The following is a 25511-nucleotide window of genomic DNA, read 5'->3' as shown; positions in this document are numbered from 1 at the left end:
ACAACCGCACCCGGGTATGCGGCGGTGGACTTACTTTGCGCGACATGACCAGGGGTGTGTCGGTGGAGCGTCCTAGAGTGTTCTTCGAAGCGAAGCGGTGGCATTCGCGCGTGAACCACAATCTGGAGATGCGATGAGCAGCGCGAACGAGAACCCCGCCGACGACCCCGTAGAGACGGTTCTGACTGGCGCGAATACGTATTCGACCGGTGGGGGTGGGGTTACCTTCGCCCGCCGCGTCGCCGTCATCTACCTGGCGAGCATGCTCGCCAGCAGTCGCCGCAGCGAAACGAACGATCTCGCGGTCACTTCGTTGGCGTTCCAAACCGGGCCCGCGCATCCGGTCGACGATCTCCTCGTGGTCGCCGGTGACCGTGAACTTGCTGTCGCTTGTCGAGCAACGCCGCGCTTCGTGCCCAGTGATGCGCCGACGGTCAAGTTGGTGAGCTTGCTGCTCGACGAAGTGGCCGCACACCCCAACGGATATGTCGCCGTGGCGGTTGCGGGCTGGAAGACGGAATGGGAACAAGTCGCCAAGTTGTGCGACATCGCCCGGACAATTAGCAACGCCCACGACTTCCACACCGCGTCGGAAACGGTTGGCCGGTGGTCGAAACCCGTCCGCGAGCGCTACGCACACCTGCGCAAGATGGTTTCGTCCAACGGACGAACATTCACTGACGTCGAGGTGCTCGAACTGACCTGGGGCCTCCTGAGACGTCTTCGTATCATCGGGTTCAAGTTGCAAAGCCCGGACGAAGCAGACTGGGCCGCAGTCGCTACCTCCCTGGACGGAATTGCCTCGGCCACGACGGACGGAGTCGGGCTTCGGGACCGTCTTGCGGCGAACGCCGGACGGTATGACCCATTGGGGGCTGTAGTCGACCTGAATCTGCTGCGGACAGACACCCACCGGCTTCTCGATGCCCCGTCCACCCGAACAAAGCAGGCATGGAATGTCCTGCACCAGCATCGAGCCGTGGCATTCGGCGCAGTGCGAAGCGCCCTCGGTACCGACACCGCCGGCGCAACCCCGCTCTCCCTGCCGTTCACCGAACGGCGTGCCGACCTCGCCGCCGAGTTGCGGAGGGTCGCTTCCGAGCGCGGTGCGCTCGTCGTCACCGGCTCCTCAGGTACCGGCAAGAGCGCAATGACGCTCTCCACCGTCACGGATCTCGAGGCAGCCGAGTGCGGGTCGTTCGAAGCAGTCGTCGTCAACTTCCGGGAACTGCCGAACACCAGCGCTGAACTTCATCACATGCTCGGAGTACCCGTCGGCGCAGTGATGGCCGAACTCTCGGCACCCAATCGAATTCTGGTCATCGATGCCGCAGACGCCGCCGTCGAACGGTCAGCTGGTCTCCTGCGAGAGCTCCTCTCTGCCGCGTCGGACGCCGGGCTGGGAGTTGTAGCAGTCTCTGCTGACTCCGCAGCTGAGTTCGTCCGCGAACAGATGGACATCGGTCGCAAACAGTCGACAGAAACGTTCGTCGTCGAACAGCTTGATGACGGCGAACTAGATCAAGTCGCACAACGATTTCCGCTATTGCGGGGTCTCCTACGCAACCTACCCAAGACATCTCTCCTCAGGCGTCTTGTCGTACTCGACCTGCTGTCCCGAACTGGCCTCGTACTCGACAACCCGATGAGTGAATGGGAGTGCCTAGATCTCATTTGGCGAAAAGTCGTCCGCGGCGACGGGCGCCCTAGCCACGGCTCACCGCAAGCACGCGAAGAAGTCCTTCTCACGCTTGCAGCATCAGCACTGACAGGCCCGGATACGCCGCTCGCATCAGGGACTCTCGATCCTGCTGCTGTCGATGCCTTGCGCGCCGATCATCTTCTTGCCCCCTACAACTCTTACCGCCGGCACCCACAGTTCGCGCACGACGAAGTGCGCCGCTACGCGGCCGCCATCCACCTCGTCCGCTCCGAACAGATCGCCGCCACACTTCAGGGCGCCGACGTACCACGGTGGTCCCTCTCTGCCGTAACCCTCGCATGCAAAGGCCACCTTCTCGACCCAGATCGTCGACCCGAACAATCCTTCCGAGGCTTGGTTGCGGATTTCAAGGGTATCGCCAGTGCGCACGGCGTCAGGTGGGCAGATGTTCCCATCGAAGCAGTCCTCGAAACACCGTGCGCCTACGAGTGCATCAAGACCGCAGTCGACACCGGAACTGTCGGTCTACAGTTGCCCGACCTTATTCGCGTTGTGCAACAAAGGTTTTCCTTCGGCGGGTTCATCCACCCGGTGCTCGGGGCACCTGTCGTGCGCTACCTGATCGATCAGGAAGAACCCTGGAACATTTCCGAGCCAGCGTTCGAAGTGCTCACGAACTGGATCCAGGCGCTCGTCGTTGCTGATGAGCCAGCAGGTCACGACCTACGTGAAGCGCTCCGAACGCGACTGTTGAAATTCTGGGCACAATTCCCGCCCCAGGAAGCATCCGAAGACGACCCCCTCGGCTGGGGAACTACGAGTCGACGCCGGCGCAGTGCCCTCGACTACCGGATCACCGACGACAAGTTCGTCGAAACGTTGGCGCTACTCGGTCCGGACATCAATACCGACATCGAAACATGCTTGCGCATGCTCGCAGCCGACGAGCCAGAGTGTCTCGCCCCAGCCGTAGATGCACCGTGGAGTGCGCGGAGTATCGCCCAGCGCGATCCCGAGCTCCTCGCCTTATTGGTCGAGGCGTACTACATCAACGAAGACGCCGCCGACACCTGGGACGACCTTCAGAAAGGCATCCGCGGTCACGAGGGACGCTGGACGGCCATAAGTCCGCCGTTCTCCGCGTACCACTTCGGCGGGTTCTTGCAGTTGTTCAACGCCGCACAATTCACTACATCGATCAGAGTGCTCAACAACGTGCTCAATCACGCCGCACGAATCGGAGTCGAATCCACCTCACGACTCGGCCAGTCGTACTACGAGAATAGAGAACTCGCGGAAGAGTCGGGCAACAATGCCGAGGTAAACGAAGTCTCGTCGGGCATCACGCTCAATCTGACCGGCGAACCTTGCAAGTACGTTGGCGACAGCTCGGTCTGGGCCTGGTACCGAGGAACGTCCGTCGGCCCCAACCCCTGCATGAGCGCCCTCGCAGCGATGGAACGCATCGCCGAAACACTCCTCGACATAGGAGTCAGCCCAAAGCGCCTCGCCGAATACCTGCTCACCGGCTGCGACAACCTCGCAACCCCAGCGATGCTCTACGGCATGTTCGCCCGAAACATCGAGAAGGCCGGCAACCAACTCGACAGGTTCCTCGCCGAGCCCGCCGTCTGGTCCCTCGAATTCAGCCGTGCGACTAACGAATACCACGGATTCCGAGCAACCTCCGAAGGCCTCGCACACCCAGAACGCCGCCAATGGACCCCACGAGAAGTGTCCGTCTGGCTCATCACTCACGCCGATGAAGGACGGCGAGCCGAACTCCGCGGCATTGGTGACGAACTCGTCGCCAATGGTCTCCGACAAGGCCTTGATTCAGACCTCATTCTGAACTGGGCCGCTAACCTGGATGCATCCCGATACCAGCTCACCGAAGACGGCGACGACGTGTACGTCGAAGTCGTCCCACCGTCCGAGGTGATTGCAGCACAAGCCGAGTTCGTCGCACAGCAAGAGCAGTTTCAAGCAGTCCTGCGTCTTCAAAACCGCTACGGGAGATCAGCGAAGTTCCGAGACGGCTACGAGCTGCCCACCGCGGCAGAGGTCGCCAGCGACCTAGCCGCTGCTCACACGCTGCTCGACGCCGAACAGCTCAACCTGCACATGAGGCCCCGCGACGCCGTGGCACACGTTGCGCGGACAGCCATCGACCAGGTCGTCAACGGCGAGCCCGAAGCTCTTGGCGACGAAGGAGTGTTCGCTGTCGAGTTCGTGATGTCAGTCGCTGCCACCTTCATCGACGCCGAGGACCAACGCTTCGAAGGCCAATACTTCGAACTCGGCGCCGACCGAGCCGTCGCACGAGCATTACCTGCCCTGCTGACACCAGCACTCGAACCCGCCCTCGCCGAGGCAAACGTGACGGTCGCCAGCGTCGCCGCAGTGGGCCTCGCCATGGCCGAGAAGGCGCCGCTCGAGACACGCCTCTTCCTCGCGCGCGGCTGTGACGTGCTCTGGAAATCATCGTGTGTCGGCGACACCTGCATCCACAAGACCGCACTCGCATGGATTATTGAATCGGCTCGCCGCGCCGAGATCGGACCGTGGAGCCTCGACAACCAACGTAATCCAAGGGTGAGAATCGAGGGTGACGTCATTTCGCGCTTGAAGGAACTCAACGGCGAATCGATTGATATCGCAGTTCTCGACCCCGCGATTCGCGGACTGGGTGCCGCGGCAGCTACCAATCACTGCGCCGCGAACGACGCCAAGCAATATCTGGCCGATCTGCTTGCGGTCCAACGCAGCGCTATGGTGCGACACAAAAATAGAGGCTGGACTCCGGATCACGGAGGGATGCACACGCTCGTCGCAGCGCGTGTACTGCTGCAGTCCTACGCAGCGGACGGAAACGTAAGCCCGATACTCGAACATCTCGACGTCCTGCGAAGCGTGTCGGGGCTGCTGACGACTATCCTCCAAGGGCTCGCTGCTGCCGGTGCAGAGAACAATGTCCTGGCCGTAGCGGCGAGAAGCGCGTGGCCACAGCTGCTCACACACGCCCTCACTTACGCGGACGACGAACCCAGTGTGTACAACGAGGGGATTTGGGGCTCTTGGGCCGCGGCGGCCTTGTTGCCAAACCCACCGGCCTGGACGGAGGGTATGTACAACGAACTGTCCGGCCCGCCCATCGACTGGGTCGAGCCAACTCAACTCACCGATCTAGTGGATCGATGGCTTCCTATTGGCAGGGGCAAGGAACGCTGCGTCGACGCACTGATCCGGCTCGTACGCATGCTGCCAATAAGGGAGCAAGCCACCCGCGGCCTTGCTTGGGTTGCAGACCTTTGCATCCAAGGCGACCGAGTCGCGGTCGCCCAATCGTGGTTATCCAATGAATGGCTGAAAGAGATCCGCGCAGCAGCAGAGGAGCACGGGACACTCCCGGAATGGCAAGCCCTGGTTGACGCTCTCGTGGTCGCCGGGAACTCAGACCTTGCGTTGTTGAGCACTTAGGGCAGCAGAACTTACGTCGGTGTCCGAATGCTCCCGAGAGTTCAGGATGAGCTGCACCCGGTGCCGGGTCACATCAGTTAATCACTGAGTGCTGCAATCAGTTCGGAGGCTAGGAGTGTGAGCGAATCGAGTCGTTCGCGGATTCTGTGGACCTTCGCCACCAAACAGGTCGAGCGACTGCCTCACTTATTTCTTCCGGGCATCCGGTGACAGAACAGCGGAAACGGTTGACCTACAGCGAAATCGCGAGACACGATTCTCAGATAACACAAGAAGTTGGCGGCACACGAAGGTGCAACCGACCACCACGGCGTATATGGCCGTGTCGGTGAATTCGGGAGCAGCGACTGTTGTGTTTGCGTGTGTTTGCGAGCGAATTGCACCAGGACTCGGTCGAAACAAAAGATCTGAGCGGAGTTGTGCCGAGCTTCCAACTGGTGGAGTCGTTACTTTCACCCTTGATTCATCCCGCTGGCAGGACGATCACTCGTCCTGCCGGTCGTCGCGATACGAGATCGGCGTTGCTGACAGAATTCCGGCATGACGGATGATGTGTTTGGTTTTCACGTGCCGCGTGTGTGCAGGGTCCGCGCGGTAGAGGCCACCGAAGATCCAATTCTGCGCACGGTCGACGCATTTCGCTCGCGCGATGAGGAGATCATCGTAGATGCCGAAAGACTGCAGGCCGGCGCTTTGGCGCTTCCATCTGTTGTTGCCGCGTCCGGGGCAGTGGTTGTGCTAGGTGAGCCGGGGGCGGGGAAGACCTCGGTTCTGGTCGATCTCACCTCGGAGCTACCTCGGGTGGGGGACTGTTGGGACGGGGAGAGTGACGCATGTCTGTGGGTGTCTGGTGGGGACCTGACCGAATCGTCGTATGTAGAGGAGTTGCGCTGCTACCTTGACGCGTTGCCCCTGGCAGGAGATTCCGCCACCGGACCCACAGGAGTGCTCACGGTGGTTCTGGACCAAGCTGATGAGAGCTCATTTCTTCGGCGCCTGCCTAAGCAATTAGTGAAGGCCCTTCAAAGCCGTGACAACACTCGTGTCCGGTTTCTTATGGCCTGTAGGACGGCCGACTACCCGGTGCCAATGACATTGGCGCTGGTTGAAGCATTCGGGACGTGCAGATGCGTCGACCTAGCTCCGCTCACTCGAGAAGAGGCGGAAGCTCTGGCTGATAGCGCCGGTGTACCAGGAAAAATTCTGGTGGAAGAGGCAGAGGCAGCAAGGGCGACCGTGCTGGCAAGCATTCCGCTGACTCTGGAATTACTCGTCCTCACTTACAAGTCCTCCGGTCGATTGCCTGACACACCCGAGGAGATATTTGCCAGCGGTGTTCATCGGCTAGTCGAGGATCCCGATCTCCATCGACTGAATCGAGCCGTGGTTGCGACCGCTCAGCAGCGACTTGCGGTTGCGGGACGAATTGCCGCCTGGATGTTGCTGTCCGGCCACCGGACGGTATGGCGCGGCACCGCCTTCGGGGCTGGTGCCTTCGACTTACCCGGTGATGCGTTGGCGGGTGGGAGGGAGTGGACGGCCGCGGGGTCATACGAGGCCACTCCTCAAGTGGTGGAAGAAACATTGGCAACGGCACTGTTCACTGTGCCCGATGACAACAGGGTGGTGTTTCGTCACTCGTCCGTCACCGCCTATCTCGCTGCCCGCTACCTCACCGACCGGGGAACGACACAACGACAGTTTGAGAGTATTTTTCTCGTCGGTACGCCAGACAGCGACTCGGCGAGTATCCCTGCGCCTTTGAGAGAAACCGCCGCATGGTTGGTGGCCATGAACCCCACTGCTACCGATTGGTTGGCCGCCGCCGACCCCGAAAGCCTTGCGGTGCACAGCGCACTGGTGCGTTCTGATGAGGTCCGCCGACTGACTGTTAGCAGGCTTCTTGAACGCGCAGCGCAAATCGAACTCAATGACACACGCTGGCAGTTATCCCGCTGGGACCTGCACCACCCCGGCCTGGCGGACCAACTTGCTGACGTACTTGAGACCGCCCCGAACGACGGTGCACCCGACTGGAAGACCACAGCGCGAATTCGGTTGGCCATCGAACTGGCGCAGGAGGCTGACGTACAACACCCGCGACTGGCCGTCGCACTCTTGCGGTTGGCGGAGAACAACGCATGGCACCAGACCGAGCGACGTCTCGCAGCGAGCGCGGCGTTCGCTTGCGATGCTGCGCATGCCGTGCCGGTGCTCGCGCGCATGCTCAATTCGCTCGACGACCCCTCTTTTGCGGTGCTGTCTGATCCCGACCATGAGCTGCGGGGCACGGTATTGACATTGTTATGGCCCGAGCATCTCGACCTTGCGACGATGCTCGCAGCGCTCCGACCACCCGCCCCGCATGTGCACAACGCTTACACCCAGTTCTTGAGGAACATACCCAGCCGCTGTGCGAATGAGTGCCTGCCCGATCTTCTCGACTGGGCGAAGACAGCTGTCCTCGATCCGAAGGCGCCGACGACTGGATTCGTATTCTCCTCCGACCGGATCGAAAACTCCCTGATCGAATCCGTGATCGATCGCACTCTCCGCAGCCCGGACACGATGCAATACATCGAGATCTTGGCGAAGATCGTTTTGCGACTATTCGAGGGCCATGGCGAAGTCCGAATCCCAGATTGCCTGCAGCCCGACGAGGAAGGACAAGAGCCCGTCGAAACTCAGCGGCTCCGCAGGGTCTTTGCGCAGGCCCTCGTAGAGGAAACTGCTCGTCTAGGACGCGATCCGCGCCAAGCGACATGGATGATCTTGCAAGACTGGAAATTTCGCTCGGCACTGCGATGGGATGGGGCCTTCATACCTGAGTCGGCTATCCGGAATCAATTACTGGACGGCACCGACTTTACCTGGGCATTGGCGCAGGCTGTCGAGTCAGCCACGTGTGGAGACAAGTCACTCGTCGCCGCTTACGGCGAGCTCGCAGCCTATCTGTTTCCGCGCGACGATCGACAAGCAGTTGAACTGGCTTACGACGAAGAACACCCTGCCTGGCCGTATCTGAAGTCCAGTTTCGAACCGATAGCCCTCGACAGTTCGCTTGCCCACGCTCTACGCCAAGGACGTTCTACGCACAACTTCAATCCCGAAGCCGACGAGCACCTTGCAGAGCTAGCCCGACTCCTCTCAGAGGCGAGAACCGGCGATAACGACAGTGTGTACCGGTTCATTTGGGGCCTGCGCTTCAATCCCAAGACGGGCCAGAGAGAAGATCTGACCGGCCGCATCCGCACTTGGACGTGCGCCGCCGCCCTGAACGATGAGTTGGCTGACCTCCCCGAGCTCGCGCTTCGCTACCTCACTGATGAACACGACCACGCGGATTCTTGGCTCGTCCACTCCACAGGTGACAAGAGGTCCTGGGCTGGCTATGCGCTCCTGGCCGAGCTATACAGCGAAAATCGCCTTACCGAGTTGCCCCCAGCGGTATGGCATTCGTGGCCCGCCGCCATCCTCACCGAATACTTAGGCACGTCAACCAGTTTCAATGAAACCGAAAGGAAGTACCTGCTACGCCAGGCAGCGGTTCACGCACCCGAAGCCCTCGCTCGGCGCATCACGCAACTTGTTTCGGCAGCGCTGACGAAGGGGCGCCAGCCGTTTGAACTGAACGCCGTGGACTTAACCTGGACTGTGGAATTGCGAACAGCCGTAGAAGGTATCCTTACTGAACTATCTGCATACTTTGGCATCATTCAGGGCAATGAAAACGGAGGCGGTCTTAGCGCGGAGTCAGGTCCAGAAAAGCAGCTAAGTCTGGCCGATACCGATGACATACGCGAGGCTGCAGTGCGCACCTGGTACAGCCTCCTTGTCTCCTTGCTGAAAGCTGGCAGTGCGCCTGCGGCGGGTCTTGTAGACATCACGCTGGAGAATCACACAGGAGAAGCGACGTCCGGACGGTTGGCGGTCCTGGCCGCATGTGCGCTGCTAACCGTGGATGCCGAGACAAACTGGAAGAGAGTAAAAGCCCTCGTAAGCACCGATAGAGATCTCAGTCGCCAACTGACAGAGGAATGTGTGGGGAGCGAAAGTACTCAGATAGTCCAACGCACTCTCAATGAGGCTGAATTGGCGGACCTGTATTTGTGGCTCAGCACTCTGTATATCCCAGAAAAGGACGTGTTCCATCTCGGTGTGAGGCGGGTGACCCCAGACGACGAGGCACGGCGCTGGAGGGACGGTGTGCTTTTCGAACTGAGCCGGCGGGGAACTCGGGAGGCCGTACATGAGCTGCGGCGACTGGCGAGCCGCAACCCGGATCGACTCTCTGTTGCTTCGGCACTTGTCGCGGCCAGAAAACAATATGCTGCGGCGAACTGGAGCCAAGTGCAAGTGGACGATGTGATCCGAGTGCTGCAGGACCCGGCACGGCGTGTGATCCGCACTAGCATGGACCTGTTGGACGTCGTGCAGGAGATCCTAGGAGAAATCCAAGGCGACCTTCCCTCCCACGGCGAACTTCTGTGGGACAGAACACCAGGTAAGCGCCGGACAAAAGGCTCCGCGACGACCCCAGAGGTTGAAGCCATCCCCGACCTCTGGCGGCCAAAACCTGAAGCGGCACTGTGTGCATACCTCACACACGAGCTGACGCTGAGACTCGCTGGTCACCGTGTCGCGGTGAACCGCGAGGTTCTAGTTCAACCCACAGACGCATACGGAGCAGGGGATCGCACAGACATCCTCATTGATACGCTGCCGCCGCCGGGTGACGGCACTGCAATGGCTTCGGATACGCCTGTGAAATTGGTTATCGAGGTGAAAGGCGCCTGGAATCCGGGAATCATGACATCGCTCGAAGATCAGCTGTCGGACAGGTACCTACCGGAAGCTGGAACAGATGCCGGAATCTACCTCGTTGGGTGGTACCCAATTGAACTCTGGGACGCCACGGGGGATCGCCGCAAGACACAGGCGAAGAAACTGATGCCCGGCACGTTGCTGAAAGCTCTGGGCGATCAGGCAGCGAGTCTTTCCCAGGTGAACGCGGTTAGTCTCCGGCCAGTAGTTCTCACCGTTTCGCGACCACATACGGAGTAGGTTTCTATCCGGGCCACATTCATGAACGTAGACGCAGGGCCTGCAATGGGAATCGCTTCCGCGCGAACAGCTTCGAGTGGAAGCGCTGCCGGACGCCGTCGTCATCTCGACCCGCATCACCCCGACGACCGACGTGACCCCGGATTCGGGAATCGGGCGGGTCGTGACGCCGAACTGGCATGTCGCGACCGATGAGGGTTTTGCGACTGCGGTGGCGTCGGGAAGTGTTGTGGCTTCGGCAAGTTCGGACCACATTGCTAAAATTAATGTGACGGGACTCGATTCGTCCACCACCGACTGCCCCCGCCGCGAACGTTCGCGAGCCAATCGAGGGGTTGATCGACATGTATGCCCGATGCACCCCGTTGCTGCGCGGGCTCCTCGAGTGTGAGACGTTCACCGCACCAGTCGCCCGCGTCGGGTATGAAAGCCGGGGCGGCGACGTGGTCGAGCACAGGAACCGGCGCGCGCAGCACCGAAACACACGGATACTGTTGTGTCCCATCGTTTACTGACGCGATCACTTGCAGACACGGAGGCGAGTGTTTACCGCGACGTAGTTTGATAAATGTTCCAGTTTAGGAAGCCCCCGCTTCCGTGTCCACCTGATAGCGGGCGATCGCAAGCACTGGATCGCTGACGATGAGTCCAGAGGGTTCACCGCCCGCGCTATGTGGTCGAGGAGCTCGGTGTTTCTGGTGCGGTAGCGGTCGAAGAACTCTGCGACTGGGACGGCCTCAAGAAGGGCTCGGGAGACGAGTGTGAGGGAGTGGAAGGCGAGCATACGCGGAATGGACGCACCGACGCGCACGCTGCCAATGATGTCGGTCCTCCGTGCATCGCGGCATTGCGTAGCCGTATCAACCGTTGGAGTTGAGCCTCGAACATCTTCTTTTGGCGGGACATCTCGGAGCGCATCGCATCGGGATCGGTAAACACGGCACTCATATCGCCTAACGCGCGACCTTGAGGATGATCGATCAAGAGCCAGGCGAGATCCGGGAGGGCACCAAGCAGCTTGCCTCGGTCGGACGCGGCTTGACCATTCAGCCGAACAGTCACATGGATGTTGATGTCGTGCAGTCGTTGTGCACGCTCTCGATCGTCTGAGTCGAGGGGTGGTGGTCTCAATCGATCGTTGCAACAGGCCTGAGATTCTGGGGGTTATGTTGTCTCGTCGTGTGTCACGAAGGGGCCAGGCCGGCGCCCACTCTCCGACAAGCGCCGCCGCTTCATCGAATTGCGGAGCCGTGGATGGAGCATCCGCGCCGCCGCCCGCAAAGTTGGAGTATCCCGCTCGTCCGGAACCAACCGGGCCCGCGGCTATTCGGTCTACCGCGCCGGACAACTGGTACGGACCGTCGCTCCGTTGGACCGACTCGCAGTCCGCGCCATCAGCCCGCGTTCCTATCGGAAGACGAACGTATTCAAGTAGCCGATCTACGACACGAACGGCTGAGTATCCGGCAGATCGCTACACAGTTGAACCGATCGCCGTCGACGATCTCACGCGAACTTCGACGCACGCTTCTACCCTCCGGGACATATCGCCCCCACGAAGCCCACCGACGGGCCGTCTCTCCGCGGGCACGCCATCGTCAGCGACTAATCGAATCCTCTGCCGAATTGTTCGACACCGTGTCACAGTTACTGGGACAACGGTGGAGTCCGCAGCAGATCAGCCGCCATCTGACGACCCGATTTCCCACCCCGCGGTGGCTTTATGCCCGATTTCGTCCTGTCCGCGGACGGGAACCAGATCAATGTCGAAGTGAAGCACCTGCAGGGCACATTGACTGTGCCGTACGTCCGAGAACTTATGACCATGGCGGCGGGCACCGGCACCCCGACACTTTTGGTCACGAATGCCCCGCTGTCGAACTGTAAGGCAGCTCAACGGAGTGGATCAGGCCCCCCGATCGAAGTGGTGCAGTGGAGCGGTGGCAATGACGACGATCTCCTGGAACGGGCTGCCTTGCGACTGCTACGCCGCCAGGAACCGAGCCTCGGACCCTGAGACTAACGAGTGCGAGACCGGAGTCTCGCCACCAGCTAGGCGGGGGCACCATAAGCTGCGCGTAAGGCAGCAGGAGTAGGTTTCTGGGTTATTTGCTTGCCGTGGAGGTCACGGTAGGCGGGGTAGTTCAACAGCTCCGCGGAGAGCTCGACGGCTCCGGTGTCTGGGCTGATAGCCAGGGAGCCTGCATCGAGCAGGCGGTGGATGTCGGAACGCAGAAGCAAACCGCTGTCGACATCGTGCGTCTCGTGTTTAGCGAACGGAACAAGGTGCGCCGCCTCCAGCGCCTCCGCTGGGCACGGTCCGGTTACGGCGCAGGACAGTCCGTATTTGCGTAGCAGTGCAGTTCGGAACTTGCCCTGGCCTACGCGGGCGTGGATCTCCGTAAGCCGTCGACCACCCGAGATCGGCAACGCCGGACCTGGCGTATTAGTTTCGGGCAGTGAGACATTAACACCTGCCAGAAGGTTCGCGATCGCGTCAAGGCTGCATGGGCGAATCGCATTCTGTGCGACACCGGACAACCATGGCTTCAGCTCCGAGAAACTGATCGCGCCATCCAACGCCTGCCAGTGGGTGCGGTAACGCGCGATATATTTGATGACAGTCTCGTCAACCTCGTCCGGCTCCGGAAAACGCTTACCACAGTCTTTATGCGTGCATACCCAGTCCGCGGTCCGGACTCGAGATTCGATACCAGTGCGCCTACAGGCCGGACACCGCCTCCGTCGCTTTACTCCCGGCATCGTGTCGATCTGATCGATACGGGAAACGCCCATAACTACGTCGTCTTCACGGATCAGAATCGCGTCGCCCGGCTGCACCTGAAGGTGATAGGCGACGCCGCTGTCGTACGGGTATTGAGTACCGAGTACGTCGTCGTAGCCCGTGTTGCTCTGCCAACTAGTCGTTCCAGTGACCGACGTAAACAACCATCCGTTCATGCAGCAACTCTATTCAGAGGCGGTGACACTCGGCGCAATCCCATCTGCGGGCTGTGCTTGGGCACGGAGCTCATGCGCTTCGCGATGGTCCCTCGAGCCGTTCTGCCGCCTTCCGTGTCTGTTGTGTTCCCGGAATCAGCAATGGAAGTTGGCATTCTCGTGCCTGGTGTTCTTTGCACAGCGGGATTCAATGGACTCGCCGGTGCGATTCGGTATCACTCGGATGGGCTTCTTAGTAGCCGACAGAAGTCAGCGGTTACTGTGCGTTCAACGATTGCCTGGAAAAGAAGGAGATCACGGTGGCGGTAGCATCGAGGGGTTCTGCAGGTTCAGGGAAGACGGCTGCCAGGCAGATTCGTGAATGGGCGATCGGAGAGGGCTACGAAGTGTCCGCACGCGGCCGGATCTCGGCCGAGATCGAGCAAGCTTTCCACGACGCTCAGGCAACGAAGATTCCGGTGAAGAAGGTGCCTGGGGGCAAGGCTGCGGCGAAGAAGGCAACCTCCGGTAAGGCTTCGGCTAAAAAATCTCCTGTGAAAAAGGTGACGGCGAGAAAGGCCCCGGCAAGCAAGCCGGAAAACTGGGTCGCGCTTATGGATGATCCAGGTAAGGTCTTCTTGCTGCCTGCGAACTCTATGCATGGTCATCGATTACATGGCGGTGACTTGGATCTTAACATTGGGTGGGAGAAGTTCGAAAAACTCACGTTGAGAGTGAGTCAGGAACTGATCCGAATTGAGGACGTTCAGGTTCATAGGTACGGCACACAGGGGCAAACGCAACACGGAATCGATCTTGCCATTGAGGAGCCAGACGGCCGATACAGCGTTGTGCAATGCAAAGACTACTTCGGTAAATCCTTTACTAGGGCCAAGTTCCGAAAGGCGGTCGAGACGTTCGTCGCGGGCGAACTGCCGTTCAAAGCGTCGGTCTACCGCTTCGTCGTGGCAGTTAGCTCCTCAGTCCAGCGGACGGAATTCGAGGACGAGCGTCAAGCCCTCCAGAAGAAATATCCGAAGCTCAAACTACGACTTTGGGGTTCAGAGGCGTTCAACGCGGTTCTCCGGCGGCGTGAAGATATCGTAGCGGAGTTCTGGACCCGCGAGACGGCCGAGGGGTTCTGCACAGACGTCACTCAACGCGGAGTTCCTGCCTCTCCTCCCGACCGAGTGCTGCAGGCTGAGCACCTACTTGGCGGTCCGCTGGAGACTGGCGATGTCGCCCAGTTGATTCACGAGGCTGAGACGGCAATCGACGATTCCGATCCGCACAAAGCTGCCGGTTTCTTTGCGCGTGCTGCAGAGGTTCTTCATGACAAAGGCTTCCGGTCACATGCTATTTCGCTACGTGAAAGACAATTTAATTCACTGCTCTCAGCCGAGCTGCTTGAGGAGGCCGCAGCACTTGCTGGTGGTATTGCCGCGGTTAGCCTCCATCACGCCGACTACGACACAGCTGACCTGCTGAGTAGGAAACTTGAAGAACTTGCCGGAGAGGATCTTGTCTCCCGAGTGACCGGTAAACCACGAAAGGGGTCGGACGAGGTCAAGCGACATGTCGCATTGATACGTGCGGCAACAGAGACCGCCGGCAGTCCCATCGGCGGAGCAGATGTACTCCGCGATGCCCTTGAAGACACATCAGCGAAGTTCCTTCCGGAGTACCAACCTCTTCTTGTATTGCTCCTGGGAGAATCGATGCTGGTGGATAGAACCGATGATCTTCCCAAGATTGATGCCCTGCTCAAGGGCGCTATTGCGCAGTCGGACAAATTGTCGATTCGCGGCGTTGAGGACTTGGCGATCCGGCTGCGGCTTCTCGTGGCCGAATACAATTCGGAGGAACGTGATCAGCTGTTTTGGCAGGCAGGCAACTACAAAATAGCGGATAAGAGATTCTCTGCACTCGTACATGCCCGGGAAGCGCGGCGTCGTTCGCTCAACCCTCCTGCAGTCACCGCCAAGAGCCTCGTACGCAAAGTTGAGAAGAACTGGCGCGATGCCGTCTATGTGGGAGTACAGGCCGGATTGCTGGAGGATGCGGCGTGGTGGTTGTACTCATTGAGAAGGTTGAAGCTTGCGTACGGTCTTCTAGCGTTTGGTCCAGACGAGGAGCATAGATCAGCGCAGTCTTTGAGAATCACTCCCGATCAGCGTCTCCTTCCTCGGTACCGGAATGTTCGCGAGAATGCCCTCAATGAGATTGTGCGCAAGCCAGCGTTTGCGGCGATGGTCGCCACACGACGGTGGCTCGTCGACAGCGTTGTTTCCGCGCACTGGGCAGAGGAAGGTCAAGCGTGGGAATTGTTTGGTGACTTGTACGAGAAGAATTCGCAGCTAGACCGCGCTGCCGCTTGCTATGTGAGGGCAGGCAGCGCAAAGAAACTCACCAACCTCATCGAGGTGGCCGGTGACCATCTTCTGCCCGTCGGCTCGCTGGACGGAGGACCGTGGTGGGAGCTGCGGGCTCTGTGTCAGATACTCGGCGGACAGGTCGATCTACTCGATGACAACGTCGCGTCGGCGCGGCTGAGTGAACTTATGGAGCTGGTTCGGCGTGGTCGAGCTGGGAAATTGCTCCAAGACCTGCAGCAGTCCCTGTCGCTCGAAGCCACCAAGAGTGTTTGTGCATTGGCCGGGAGGGGGACTGTCGAACAAGCAAAGGAGGTGCTAGATCTTCTCCAGGGCGACGTACCTCGCAAGCCTCATCATTACCAGTACAGCGACGCCGCGCACGCCAGCGCATGCGTAGCGATCGCGACCGCTCACCCCGAATTGACATTGGCGGCGCTGGAACGGCTGCTTAATCTAGCGGAAAATGACACCTACGACGCTCTAATGGCATTGAATATGGCCGATACCCTCGCTCTGTTGGGCGCAGAGCAATACAACAGAGTTATCGGGATGCCTGACGTCAGTTCATTTCTAACTGACGTTGAGCGTGCGGGGCTCAAAGATCGTGTGCGAAAGCTTGCGGCTGACGGCCGCTATCCAGCGGCGGAGATCCTGCAAAAAATCGCGCCGGAGAGTCCTGAGGTGCGTGCTGCGGCCAATGCTGCCCGGGATCGGATTCTTGAACGTCCTGAGCCGGATTCAAGTCACGCTAACTCTGGAATCGAAGTAAGTGCTGACGCAGCGTTGGTCAGGGGGCTTGATACTTCCGATCGCGATGTTTGCCTGCGGAAGCTCTTGGCAGTGGCGGATGACAACCGCGAGGTAGCTCGGAACCGGCGAAGTGCTCTGGTCGGCGCGAGTGTCTTGGTCGCGACCCTGCCGAGTTCCACTCGAGCAGAGGTCTATTCGTGGTGTGCTGCGTTCGTCGATGGCGAAAAGGACGGGAGTGCCCACGACGATGCGTTCCCGAATGATGCTTCCGGAATGGACTATGTAGATTTTGGACCAAAGTCCATGCGTGGCCCAGGATTGTTTCTCGCGCTCAGTTCGGCGGACAACGATGACCAGTACGTGTGGATCCGGGATCAAGCACTTGACTTCCTTCACAGTGGCAAAGAGGACGACCTGTATTCGGCAGCCCACGTACTGAACGGTCTACCCGCATCACTAACTGCGGACATCCCAGTTGGTCAGCTCGCGGCCAGCGCTAGTATTTTTCTTCGGCAGGTTGCAGCAGTTCTCTGTAGTCGTGATAGCACTCGTAACGAGCGCTTAGCAGTCAAACTTGCCCATGACCCTGAGGTCAGGGTACGCCGAACACTGGCGGGCGCGCTTTTCCAGGCTCAGAGGTCGGAATCGACTGATCGAATCAAGGAGATTCTCGAATTAGATCCCAGCCACAGCGTTCGCGCTCGACTCCAGGGGTGGGGAGAGACGAGCGGAACCAAGCGACGAATGGCGCGAGCAACAAACTGAAACATTAGAATTGCACCGATCGTTCACCGATCGTTCGCACTGATGCAAGCTTGCGCCCAAGTTTTTACCTAAACATGTTGTGCACCAGAAGCTTTGGAAAGTTTTCATGCGTTCGACGATCCTCGCCTTTTGATCAGCATCGCGTGGCCATTAGAGCCCCGCTCGCAGTACTCAACGAGAAGTCGAACAGGGACTGGGTAGAAGACTCCAGCGAGGATCGGTGCAGTATTGCAGGGCGTTCTTGGGAAACTTTCGATGAGTGCTGTGAACGACGGTCGAAAACTGGTTCTGGCCCACTTTCCGTGATTTAGTTTGAAAGCATCAGTCGCTGAGGAGTATTCGTTTGCGGAGCAAGTCGAATCCGGCTCGTCCGTACATTTGCCGTTTGAGCATCTTGATCCGATTGACATGCCCTTCGACCGCGCCGGAACTGTAAGGCAGAGTCAGTCCATTCAGTACCGCAGCGTGGTCTGTTTCGAGCCCTCGAACGAAGCGGCGCAAGTGTGGAAGGTCATCTGCCGAGACGGCTGACATCCACGAGTTCAGTTGTGCACCAAGGCGTTCTGTGAGAATCTCCGCGAACGATTTGACATGCCCTGCGGTGGCCTCGAGATGTCGACAGCTGGTGAGGACCTGTTTGAGTCCGATCTGCTCGTCGGCAGTGAGGTTATCGGGATGACGCAACATCCACGAGGTGATTCGCCGGACCTTCGGAATTTGTCTCCTGGCCGGCACGGCGCCGAGGGTGCGCAGAGGTCTCAAGTAGTCGCGGACCGTTCTGTGGCTGCCTCGATATCCACGTGTTCGAAGTTCTTCGTAGAGCGCAGCCGTGGAGGTGTGCCCGTCGTTGAACCGTTCGTGCAGGTACTCGGCAAACTCGTCCAGTAAGGTGGGCCGGCCCGCCCGCGGTGCTCCCAGTAACTCGTCAACACTGCTCGCGTAGTAGAAGCGGCGCACTGTTTCCCGTGCCAATCCAAGTTGCCGTGCGATCGCATCGATTCCTATGCCTTCGTTCTTGAGAGTTGTGACCGCCTGGAAACGATTCTTCGTGCGGACGGCGAGTATCGAACTCTCCTGACGGGTGGCGTGTACCTGGTCGGCGACTATCCTCAGTTGCTCCGACGAGGTGCGTTCGATCGAAGGTTCAGGCTCTAACTCGGGCTCCTTTTTCAGGCAATGGTGATGGGCTGCAACGGTTTTCTCCACTGCCTGGGCGAGGTTGTGCCATAGATGTCAGCGGTCGGCGACTTCGATCGCCTCGGGCGCTCCGGTGCGTGCTGCTTCGGCATATGTGCCGGCACGGTCGCGGCAGATCACCTCGGTTCCGGGATGCGCGATGAGCCACTCGGCGACGGTGCCGGCTTTCCGGTCGGCGAGAACATCGACCGGCCGGTGAGTGTCCATATCGACCAGAACGGTCCCATGCCGATATCGTCTCCGCAGCGCGAAGTCATCGATACCGAGCACCGTTACCACACCGGTTGGAGGGTCGGGCAACGCTCGGACCAGCCGTGACAAGGTAGAGCGTCCGACGGAAACTCCCAGCGCAGACGCCAACCTCGATCCGGCTCGACCGGCCAACGCCAGCGCGACCTTCTCGAGGATTTCACGCAGCAGCGGAGTGGTCCGTGCGTAAGCCGTGGTCAGTCCGTCTATCTGCTCGACAAATGTGCGTCGGTCACAGCCGCTGTTCGAGCACAGAAACCGACGCACCCGCAATACGACGTAACTCGATCGGCCAGCTATAGCCGTATCAGCGAGCGTTCGTTCGTACCGACTGTGGACCTGTTTCGACGAAACACCACACGTCGGACAGCTAGCCGAAGTCGACAGCGGCGACGCACGAATACGGACCCCACCTGCGGCCGCATCGACCGAATCGATGTCGACACCCGCCAGATGCGGAAGAAGGACACGCAGGTCAGAACACTAGAACGATCATCTCCCGCACGGTCCACGTCCTACCGGAACGACACGCGGCGCGAAGGTGGAGCCGTCACGGAAATTGGGCCAGAACCGGTTTTCGACCGTCGTTCACAGCGAACAGATACTCGGTACGTGACATGAGGCTTGCGCGGCGCCGAAAATCGGTCGTTGAAGTGCTTGCCGGCAGTCGGCGTCAGCCGCTCGGTGGGTGGACGAAGTCGTCTGTGAACGTGGCCTGGGCCACCGGCATCGCAGCGATGCATTGAAGTGTCGTAGCCAACGGGGTGCCCTGGTAGAGCGTGCGATAGAGGTACCGGGTCACCCCACCGAGCTCGGCGTCCGTCGCGGTATCGAAGGTCAGCGTCGGATAGCAGCCGGCCGGCGGCGGTTGGGGCATGGTCCAGTTCGTTGGCATCCCATGGGGATCATCGGTCAACGATGGCGTCGCGACGCCGCGCGAGTTCCCGAGAGCGTACGAATACTTCACCTCGGATCCAGCTGGCCAGGGGGTACCGTCGCCTGGTTCCATCTTTACCGCCGGAGCTTTGTCAGGTGCTATCGGGGGCAGCGCTATCTGCCATGTCTGCGCTGCGGCCGTCCAAGCGTTCACTGCTGAGGTTGCGCCGGCATAGCAACGGTCGAGATCCGTCCCGAGTGCGCCCATGTAGGCGTGATAATTGGCGGTCACCGGGCTAATCGTCGCTCCGGCCAGGGAGTGGGTGTCGGCGACCGGCGCGTAATCGGGACCAGGGAAGTCCGAACCGCCACTCGCGAGAAAGTGGGTTTCCTGGGGGTCGTCCCCGGCGCCGGTATCGGTGAATGTTTCGCCACGGTCCAGCATATGGTCAAAGTCATCGTGCACCCCGCTCACCCGCACGAACCGATCGTCGATCTGGTCGATGATCCAGGCGAGCACCGCAGCCGACTTCTCCTCGACCTCCTGCTTGAAGATGTTGTAGAAGGTCCACCAGGCGACCTGCTGGTCGTAGACACCTTGCCAGTCGAGTTTCGCTCGAGCCTGAGCCTCCAACGTCGCGGCGGTTTGAATCTGCAGCTTCATGCACATCAGGACGACCGACTCACCTGCCACCCATGCGTCCAACGCGCCCAACTGTTCGGTGGTGGTGAGCCACAACTCCCAGATTTGACCGGTTGCGGTGTAGGCACAGGAGGCGCCGGGCTGGGTGTTGTCCTGCAGCAGCGCAACCCAGCCTGGGTTAGGAAATGCCTGCCAGTTCATCGCCTGCATAATGTTCAACTGGTCTTTGACTGCGCCGGCGCAGATAGAAATGTCGGCGAAGTCCTTATCGAATGCGACCTGCGCGATGTATTCCTCGAGCTGTGTCTTGACCGATTCTAATTCCTTGAGGATGACCTCCGTCGAGGTCGTTCCCGGCGAGACGAACAAAGACACGAGATCGAAGCCTGCTGCCGCAATCGCCCCATACGGTGCGGGCATTGCGAAGGACAGCGTTGCCGCAAGCGACAGTGCCGACTTGATGGCGCCGGAGGCGGAGTCGCCACCAGGCGAGGCAGGCGACGTTCCCCCCTTCGGATTGTACGGAACCGACCCTGCCCCCCTACAACTGCGGACAGCCGAATGCCGTTCCGGATCGCCAGAGAGAGCCGGAGCACACGCGCTGAGGTGTATCTGTCCTGGTAGACGGACGGGTGCCCGATGTAGGCGATACCGGGGTCGACCGTGTCCGGCAAGAACTGGCTACTGTTCTGCTGCTGAGCACGCCACAGGTCTTGCAGAACGGTCGTGTTGGTGCCGTCGTAGCCCGTGTAGATCGCGCCGAGGATCACCTGCTCAGTTGTCCACGTCGTCGTCGGTTTGTTGGCCGCCATCGTGATGCTGCAGAAATCGATCTGCTGTTGGAGCGTGACGATGGGGGCCACGTTCTCTGACTCGGTGATGGTGTCGGCGAAGCCGGCCCAATATCCGGCAGTTGTCGGGTAGTGGGCGAGCTGGTCGGCGACCGTCTGCATATGGAGCGGCTCGGTCATGAGGGTACGACCGGATAGAGGACGACCGCGAGGGCCAGGCGCAGACGCGCTGCCGCCACAGCGCGAGGCATCACCGTCGCAACACCGCTTGACGCGTCGACATGCTGGTAGGTCGTGACGAGCCGGTACATGTCAGAGGTCTTCTTCTGCTTGCCGTACTCGGCAATGAGGTCCGAGACCACCCGCGCTCGGTCCGTCGCGGTGTCCCACATCCAACCCTTCGTGTCGGGCCACAGGTCGATCGTGTAGTTCATGAACTGCACCTGGTCGCCAAAGGTCAGCGGGTCGTTGGTCGTCGCGTCGTGGTCGACGTAATCGGCGAGGTGCGTCCAGAAGGCCGTGTCGCTTCCGGTGCCCCAGAGCGCGCACAGTCGCGAAATCTGCGCATCGACCGCCGGTGGCACGTTGGGTGACGGGTCGGTTGAGCCGCTCTCGTGATCCTTCACTGCCGTGTAGATCATCGATGCGAGGCCAACCAGCGTGCCTCCGGCGCCGAACATCAGCGCCCATCGATTGAGGTTGTAGTCGCGGTCAGCCTGCGGAGCCTCGGCTGCCACCGCCTCCACAGCGGCGAGCGCATTGTTCTGCGCATCGTCGTCGGGGTCGGGTACTGGATCCACGGCGACGTCGGCAGCCACTGGCGCGACAGCACCTGCCACGGCGACGAGCGGTCTCGCTTGCTGTTGGGCAAGCGCCGGGTCGGCAGCCAGAGCAGCACGACTTGCGCCGAGAACAGCCATTTCTATCTCGATCGCGTTCTGGTTCTCGTCAGCTTCGGCGGCGGCAAGATCCGCCTGGAACTGCGCCTCCGCGTCATCGCCATCGGGCGCTTCGCCCATTCCGGGATCGATGTCACCTCCGACGCTCATATGTCCCCTCCCAAACGGCTATCAGGCGATGGAACGGGAACCGCACTGGCGCTGTCGATCTGGAAGGTCATGTTTCCCTCTGATTGAAGTTCGACCATCCGTAGCACGAGAATCGGCCGCTACAAAGGAAGATATCGGACATTTCGCCAGAATGTGCGAGTGCAAGGTGGACACTATAGGGCATCTTGTCATATTCAAGAAATGGCCGTAAGCGGACATTTCACAGCTTCGGCGCGGTTCGTACGCATGGTGGAGCACGTAACGGATGAGAGCGGCACGACTGAAGTCTGGCACCACCAGTTCATGCAGACTGAATTTGCGAAACTAATTCCGCGCGAGCTCTGGAGCCTTGGTCAACTCCCCGAGCTCGAAAAGGACACGGTCAACATGAATGACACGCTGGCCAGTGCGCCACCTACGCAGCCCTTGCACTACGCGACAACTTGAATTCACAAGCACCGGGTAGCCAGTAGCTCCGTCGTGGCCTGCCCACGCCACCCTCTGCACGGACAGGCCGCAAGACTCGGAACTCAACGAACGAGACGGACTGTCGCGCGTCGAGCGAGCGGCCCAGCTCGCGAGTGAGAACGTTGTTGACGACGGGGCGGGTTCTAGTCATCGTTGCAGCAGGTGACGTGGATTGAGGTTAGCCGTGACTCGAATAGTTCTGTGGGAGTGCAGTCTTGGATTACTTGGCGGGGTCGGCGATTGAGTTCGTTCTCGACCGCCGGGAGATGCTGCGGCGAATGCATGCTCAGGTTAGTGCCCTTGGGGAAGTAGTCCCGCAGCAGACCGTTGGGGTTCTCGTTCGAGCCGCGTTGCCACGGTGATCGCGAATCGCAGAAGTACACCGGCTCGCCCAGTGCGGTGGTGATCGCCCGGTGCTGAGCCATCTCGGTGCCCTGGTTTCAGGTGATCGATCGCAGCAGATCCGGTGGAAGATCGCCCATTCGCTCGATCAGTGCCTGCCGAAGGGTCTGGCCATCACCACGCGTATCGCGTTGTTGTGGTTCGTGTGAACGTGGATCGGTAGTTGGTAGTGGACCGGCCCGCGGCAACCGGGCCGGTCCAGGCCGTTGGGTAGTTCGATTGGTCCTATTTCGCCAGTCCAACTTTCGGGGACCAGTTCAGATTTGTTGCGGGTCTTCTGTTTTCGCGTCGCGGTCTATCGGCTGGGCTCCAGCTCGCCGAAGTACAGCTTCAGTGAGTTGTTCACCACGAAGTAGACGTTGGCGGAGGTCTCCCGCGGCTGTGCGACGGCGAGCAGCAACGCTGTGGTTGCCCCGGTGGCCTTGTCCGTATGGATCACCGACCGCGGCAGTTCGGACGGATCGGTGACCACAACCCGCGGATGCCTCAGAGTCGTCGACCGCGGCAGCTCATACAGCAGATCCTCGACCGAGTTTGATGCTGCCAGAACCTCCGGTTCCGACCCTGAGATATCGAAGGCGACGTGGTAATCCTGGCAATTCTCAGCATCCGGATCATCCGGGACCCACTCGCAAATCCAGCTCAAATGCAGAACGTTATCCCTGGCGGTGAACATGCGAACCCTATTCCCCGTGGTCGGGAAACTGGAGGTGACCGCACCTGACGACATAGGTAGTCGCTGCTCCGCTGGGCCGTATCCGATCGACTCGGCCGTCTCGGTCAGGTCGAGGTTCCCGGTGATCTGGATGCGCTGCGGCGGGGTGATCGCCTCCTTGGTCTGCTCATCTGTCCACCCGTCACCGAACCCCGCGTTCAGGAGGTTCGGAACGAAATTCGACGCGGCTCCGGCGGCTGCGCCACCACCACTGCATGCGCTCAATCCGATCGCCAACGCTGCGATGCACCCCGCGATAGCTACGCGCCGCATGCTGTGCCCCTACTTCTGTACGGTCATCCGAATGATGCCGTGATCAACGGAATTATCGGCGCATCCACCAGTGCTGGTTCACGCCGGGTGGCAGGTGGCGAAGAAGCCCGTATTGAAGCTCATGCGTGCGGCGGAGGAAGACAGGTTTGTGTAGGGGAGTTGTGGTGTTGTGGGCTTGTGACCTGCGGTGATGACACGTCCCGGGGGTGGTGTGTTCGTCGAGTGGGGCGCCGGCGAGTTGGGGGCCGGTGGGGTGGGGCCGGCGGGGTGGTGCTGGGCGTTGTGTTCGGGCTCGGTGGTGGGGGTGTTGATCACTCGTGTGTGGCGGTTTCGGGTGTTTTTGAATTCCGGTGCGACCCAGTCGATGTCGAGGAAGGGCAACTGCTTCGACAACGCTGTGATCGAGAATTTCTTCGGCCACCTCAAAGAGGAGGTCTTTCACCACGTCCGATATCTCAATATCGATGCGCTGGCTACGGCGCTGGACGAGTACATCCACTGGTACAACCACGTACGTATCTCCACAAAGCTCGAGGGCCTGAGCCCGGTGCAGTACCGAACCCAGGCCCTCGCCGCCTAGACTCCTATTTCGCCTCTCCGACTTGCGGGGAGCAGTTCAATCCTGGTGCGGGGTCTTTTGTCGTCTGTGGACCAGTCGTGATGAATTGCTGGACGGCTTCGATGACCGGTGTGGTTGTGTTCGGTCAGACCAGGAAGGTTTCTACGCCCGGGTGTACGACGCTGAGGTCGCAGTTCGCGATCTGCGCCAACTTCACGATTCGGTCGATGTGGTCGGCTGAGACGAATCCGATGCCGTAGCCGTCCGAGCCGGTGTCGAGGATGATCAGCGCGGAGCCGAGTTCGCGGCACCGTGCGGCGAGTGGCCACAGGAAGTTTTCGAGTTCTTCGGGGTCCCAGCGGTCGTCGGACTCGTCGAACTCGTTGACCCAGTCCCAGTCGAGTGCTGCTGGGCAGGCGGGCAGCTCGATCAGGGATTCGCGAATCATGCCAGGGGTGTCGTTGCAATCGCAATAGGCCATGCCGGCCTCGTAAAGTCCGCCGGCCGCGCGGATGTCGGGGCCGTCGGGATACAGGGCACGGAGCAACGCACTGGACGGAGCCCATGTGCCCGCGATTCCACGACCGGCGATTTCTTCAGCCAATCGTGCCTGGCTCGGCTTCGAGCCGGGTGCGATGAGTTCGACGATCTCGGACAAAGCCTGCGTTATCTGCTGTGTGTCGGGCATGCGGGGAGAGTATTCGCTGTCACCGACAGGTGTCCGTCCTGGTTTCCATCAGGTGGTGGGGGAGTGCCGCGGGGTTCGCTCGGTTGTTGCGGGGTGGGTTGGGGACCGGTTTTTGGGTGTTCTTGAATATTGTTGTGTGGCATAAACTTTGGGTGTTCATTTGGTGCAGTGCTGGTTTCGGCTGTTGTGCACATCGAAGTTTTGTTGAGTTTCGAATATTGTTGTGGTGCTTAATTTTTCAGTGTTTCGTGTTTTCGAATTGTTTTGCAATTTTGGAGTGCGCCCTGTATGATTGAGAGCATGACGACGATGAGCTGGCAGGCGGGAGAGAGCGTGGTTTCGTGCCACTCCGCCCTTCCTCAGCCTCGTTTGGTACTTGGGTACCGATTTTACGTTCCGATCAAATCCTTTGGTGACAAATATGATTCAGGAATCTAGAGGAGCGAAGCGACTCGATCGACGGCAGCCTGGCTGGACCCACGGCGAGCCGCGCAGCGGCTCCCTGGCGGGGAGCGGAGCGAGCCGCTTCCGGTCCCGATGCGGAGCATCGGGAGAGCGCCGCGG

The 25511-nt window shown here is 60.1% G+C and carries 15 protein-coding genes and 2 pseudogenes; 9 read left to right on the top strand and 8 right to left on the bottom strand.

All coding sequences use genetic code 11. The features are described 5' to 3' along the window. Positions 1 to 133 precede the first annotated feature (133 nt). From CJ178_RS30215 to CJ178_RS33430, 6 genes and pseudogenes are all read left to right on the top strand, one after another. Positions 134 to 5143, top strand: a complete 5010-nt coding sequence (locus CJ178_RS30215; protein ID WP_218833766.1) for a hypothetical protein — start codon at positions 134 to 136, stop codon at positions 5141 to 5143. 540 nt (positions 5144 to 5683) lie between these two features. Next, complete coding sequence (locus tag CJ178_RS30210; protein WP_095888767.1) at positions 5684 to 10207, top strand: NACHT domain-containing protein; 4524 nt, start codon at positions 5684 to 5686, stop codon at positions 10205 to 10207. A gap of 76 nt (positions 10208 to 10283) precedes the next feature. After that, positions 10284 to 10598, top strand: a complete 315-nt coding sequence (locus tag CJ178_RS30205) for a PhoD-like phosphatase N-terminal domain-containing protein (protein ID WP_257013574.1) — start codon at positions 10284 to 10286, stop codon at positions 10596 to 10598. Positions 10599 to 11447: 849 nt separating this feature from the next. After that, positions 11448 to 11642 carry a hypothetical protein gene (locus CJ178_RS33435; protein ID WP_373557496.1) on the top strand — a complete coding sequence of 65 codons (195 nt, stop codon included), beginning with the start codon at positions 11448 to 11450 and terminating at the stop codon, positions 11640 to 11642. Next, positions 11633 to 11677 (top strand): annotated as a pseudogene (locus tag CJ178_RS33760) (hypothetical protein); the annotation flags it as partial. The gene CJ178_RS33435 and the pseudogene CJ178_RS33760, both read left to right, overlap by 10 nt. A 253-nt stretch (positions 11678 to 11930) precedes the next feature. Then, positions 11931 to 12224, top strand: coding sequence for a hypothetical protein (locus tag CJ178_RS33430; protein WP_257013680.1), 294 nt, complete (start codon positions 11931 to 11933; stop codon positions 12222 to 12224). 35 nt (positions 12225 to 12259) lie between these two features. Here the strand turns inward: CJ178_RS33430 and CJ178_RS30190 are convergent, their stop codons facing one another. Further along, positions 12260 to 13168, bottom strand: coding sequence for an HNH endonuclease (locus tag CJ178_RS30190; RefSeq protein WP_095888763.1), 909 nt, complete (start codon positions 13166 to 13168; stop codon positions 12260 to 12262). 299 nt (positions 13169 to 13467) lie between these two features. Between CJ178_RS30190 and CJ178_RS30185 the strand changes: the two genes are divergently transcribed. Next, on the top strand, positions 13468 to 17037 hold the full coding sequence (locus tag CJ178_RS30185) for an Lsr2 family DNA-binding protein (RefSeq protein ID WP_095888762.1): 3570 nt from the start codon (positions 13468 to 13470) through the stop codon (positions 17035 to 17037). 321 nt (positions 17038 to 17358) lie between these two features. Here CJ178_RS30185 and CJ178_RS33095 read toward each other — a convergent pair whose 3' ends face one another. From CJ178_RS33095 to CJ178_RS30155, 5 genes are all read right to left on the bottom strand, one after another. Next, positions 17359 to 18243 (bottom strand): transposase, encoded by an 885-nt coding sequence (locus tag CJ178_RS33095; RefSeq protein WP_218833765.1) that lies wholly within the window; start codon positions 18241 to 18243, stop codon positions 17359 to 17361. 27 nt (positions 18244 to 18270) lie between these two features. Further along, positions 18271 to 18885 carry an ISL3 family transposase gene (locus tag CJ178_RS33090; protein ID WP_257013666.1) on the bottom strand — a complete coding sequence of 205 codons (615 nt, stop codon included), beginning with the start codon at positions 18883 to 18885 and terminating at the stop codon, positions 18271 to 18273. A gap of 271 nt (positions 18886 to 19156) precedes the next feature. Then, on the bottom strand, positions 19157 to 20422 hold the full coding sequence (locus CJ178_RS30175; RefSeq protein WP_095888761.1) for a hypothetical protein: 1266 nt from the start codon (positions 20420 to 20422) through the stop codon (positions 19157 to 19159). A gap of 547 nt (positions 20423 to 20969) precedes the next feature. Further along, on the bottom strand, positions 20970 to 21842 hold the full coding sequence (locus tag CJ178_RS30165; protein WP_095888759.1) for a hypothetical protein: 873 nt from the start codon (positions 21840 to 21842) through the stop codon (positions 20970 to 20972). Between the two features lie 611 nt (positions 21843 to 22453). Further along, on the bottom strand, positions 22454 to 22735 hold the full coding sequence (locus CJ178_RS30155) for an IS30 family transposase (protein ID WP_095888757.1): 282 nt from the start codon (positions 22733 to 22735) through the stop codon (positions 22454 to 22456). Here CJ178_RS30155 and CJ178_RS33830 point away from each other — a divergent pair. Further along, positions 22724 to 22861 (top strand): hypothetical protein, encoded by a 138-nt coding sequence (locus CJ178_RS33830; RefSeq protein ID WP_179300875.1) that lies wholly within the window; start codon positions 22724 to 22726, stop codon positions 22859 to 22861. The two genes, CJ178_RS30155 and CJ178_RS33830, sit on opposite strands and share 12 nt — an antisense overlap. A 146-nt stretch (positions 22862 to 23007) precedes the next feature. Here CJ178_RS33830 and CJ178_RS30150 read toward each other — a convergent pair whose 3' ends face one another. Further along, positions 23008 to 23700, bottom strand: coding sequence for a hypothetical protein (locus CJ178_RS30150; protein ID WP_095888756.1), 693 nt, complete (start codon positions 23698 to 23700; stop codon positions 23008 to 23010). Positions 23701 to 24049: 349 nt separating this feature from the next. Here CJ178_RS30150 and CJ178_RS33425 point away from each other — a divergent pair. Next, positions 24050 to 24280 (top strand): annotated as a pseudogene (locus tag CJ178_RS33425) (transposase); the annotation flags it as partial. Positions 24281 to 24404: 124 nt separating this feature from the next. Here CJ178_RS33425 and CJ178_RS30140 read toward each other — a convergent pair. Then, positions 24405 to 24947 carry a DUF6630 family protein gene (locus tag CJ178_RS30140; protein WP_095888754.1) on the bottom strand — a complete coding sequence of 181 codons (543 nt, stop codon included), beginning with the start codon at positions 24945 to 24947 and terminating at the stop codon, positions 24405 to 24407. Between the last annotated feature and the right edge of the window lie 564 nt (positions 24948 to 25511).

The organism is Rhodococcus sp. ACPA4 (assembly GCF_002300185.1).
Classification (GTDB): domain Bacteria; phylum Actinomycetota; class Actinomycetes; order Mycobacteriales; family Mycobacteriaceae; genus Rhodococcus_F; species Rhodococcus_F globerula.
Note: the sequence above shows the minus strand (reverse complement) of the source record. Positions and strands in the feature narration are given on the sequence as shown.

Bases quoted from the DNA above. Each gene is read 5' to 3' on its own strand.
- CJ178_RS30165 (WP_095888759.1), bottom strand. From the start codon at position 21,842: ATGAGCGTCGGAGGTGACATCGATCCCGGAATGGGCGAAGCGCCCGAT.
- CJ178_RS30155 (WP_095888757.1), bottom strand. From the start codon at position 22,735: ATGGCTCAGCACCGGGCGATCACCACCGCACTGGGCGAGCCGGTGTAC.
- CJ178_RS30150 (WP_095888756.1), bottom strand. From the start codon at position 23,700: ATGCGGCGCGTAGCTATCGCGGGGTGCATCGCAGCGTTGGCGATCGGA.
- CJ178_RS30140 (WP_095888754.1), bottom strand. From the start codon at position 24,947: ATGCCCGACACACAGCAGATAACGCAGGCTTTGTCCGAGATCGTCGAA.
- CJ178_RS33430 (WP_257013680.1), top strand. From the start codon at position 11,931: ATGCCCGATTTCGTCCTGTCCGCGGACGGGAACCAGATCAATGTCGAA.
- CJ178_RS30210 (WP_095888767.1), top strand. From the start codon at position 5,684: ATGACGGATGATGTGTTTGGTTTTCACGTGCCGCGTGTGTGCAGGGTC.
- CJ178_RS30215 (WP_218833766.1), top strand. From the start codon at position 134: ATGAGCAGCGCGAACGAGAACCCCGCCGACGACCCCGTAGAGACGGTT.
- CJ178_RS30190 (WP_095888763.1), bottom strand. From the start codon at position 13,168: ATGAACGGATGGTTGTTTACGTCGGTCACTGGAACGACTAGTTGGCAG.
- CJ178_RS30175 (WP_095888761.1), bottom strand. From the start codon at position 20,422: ATGCCCGCACCGTATGGGGCGATTGCGGCAGCAGGCTTCGATCTCGTG.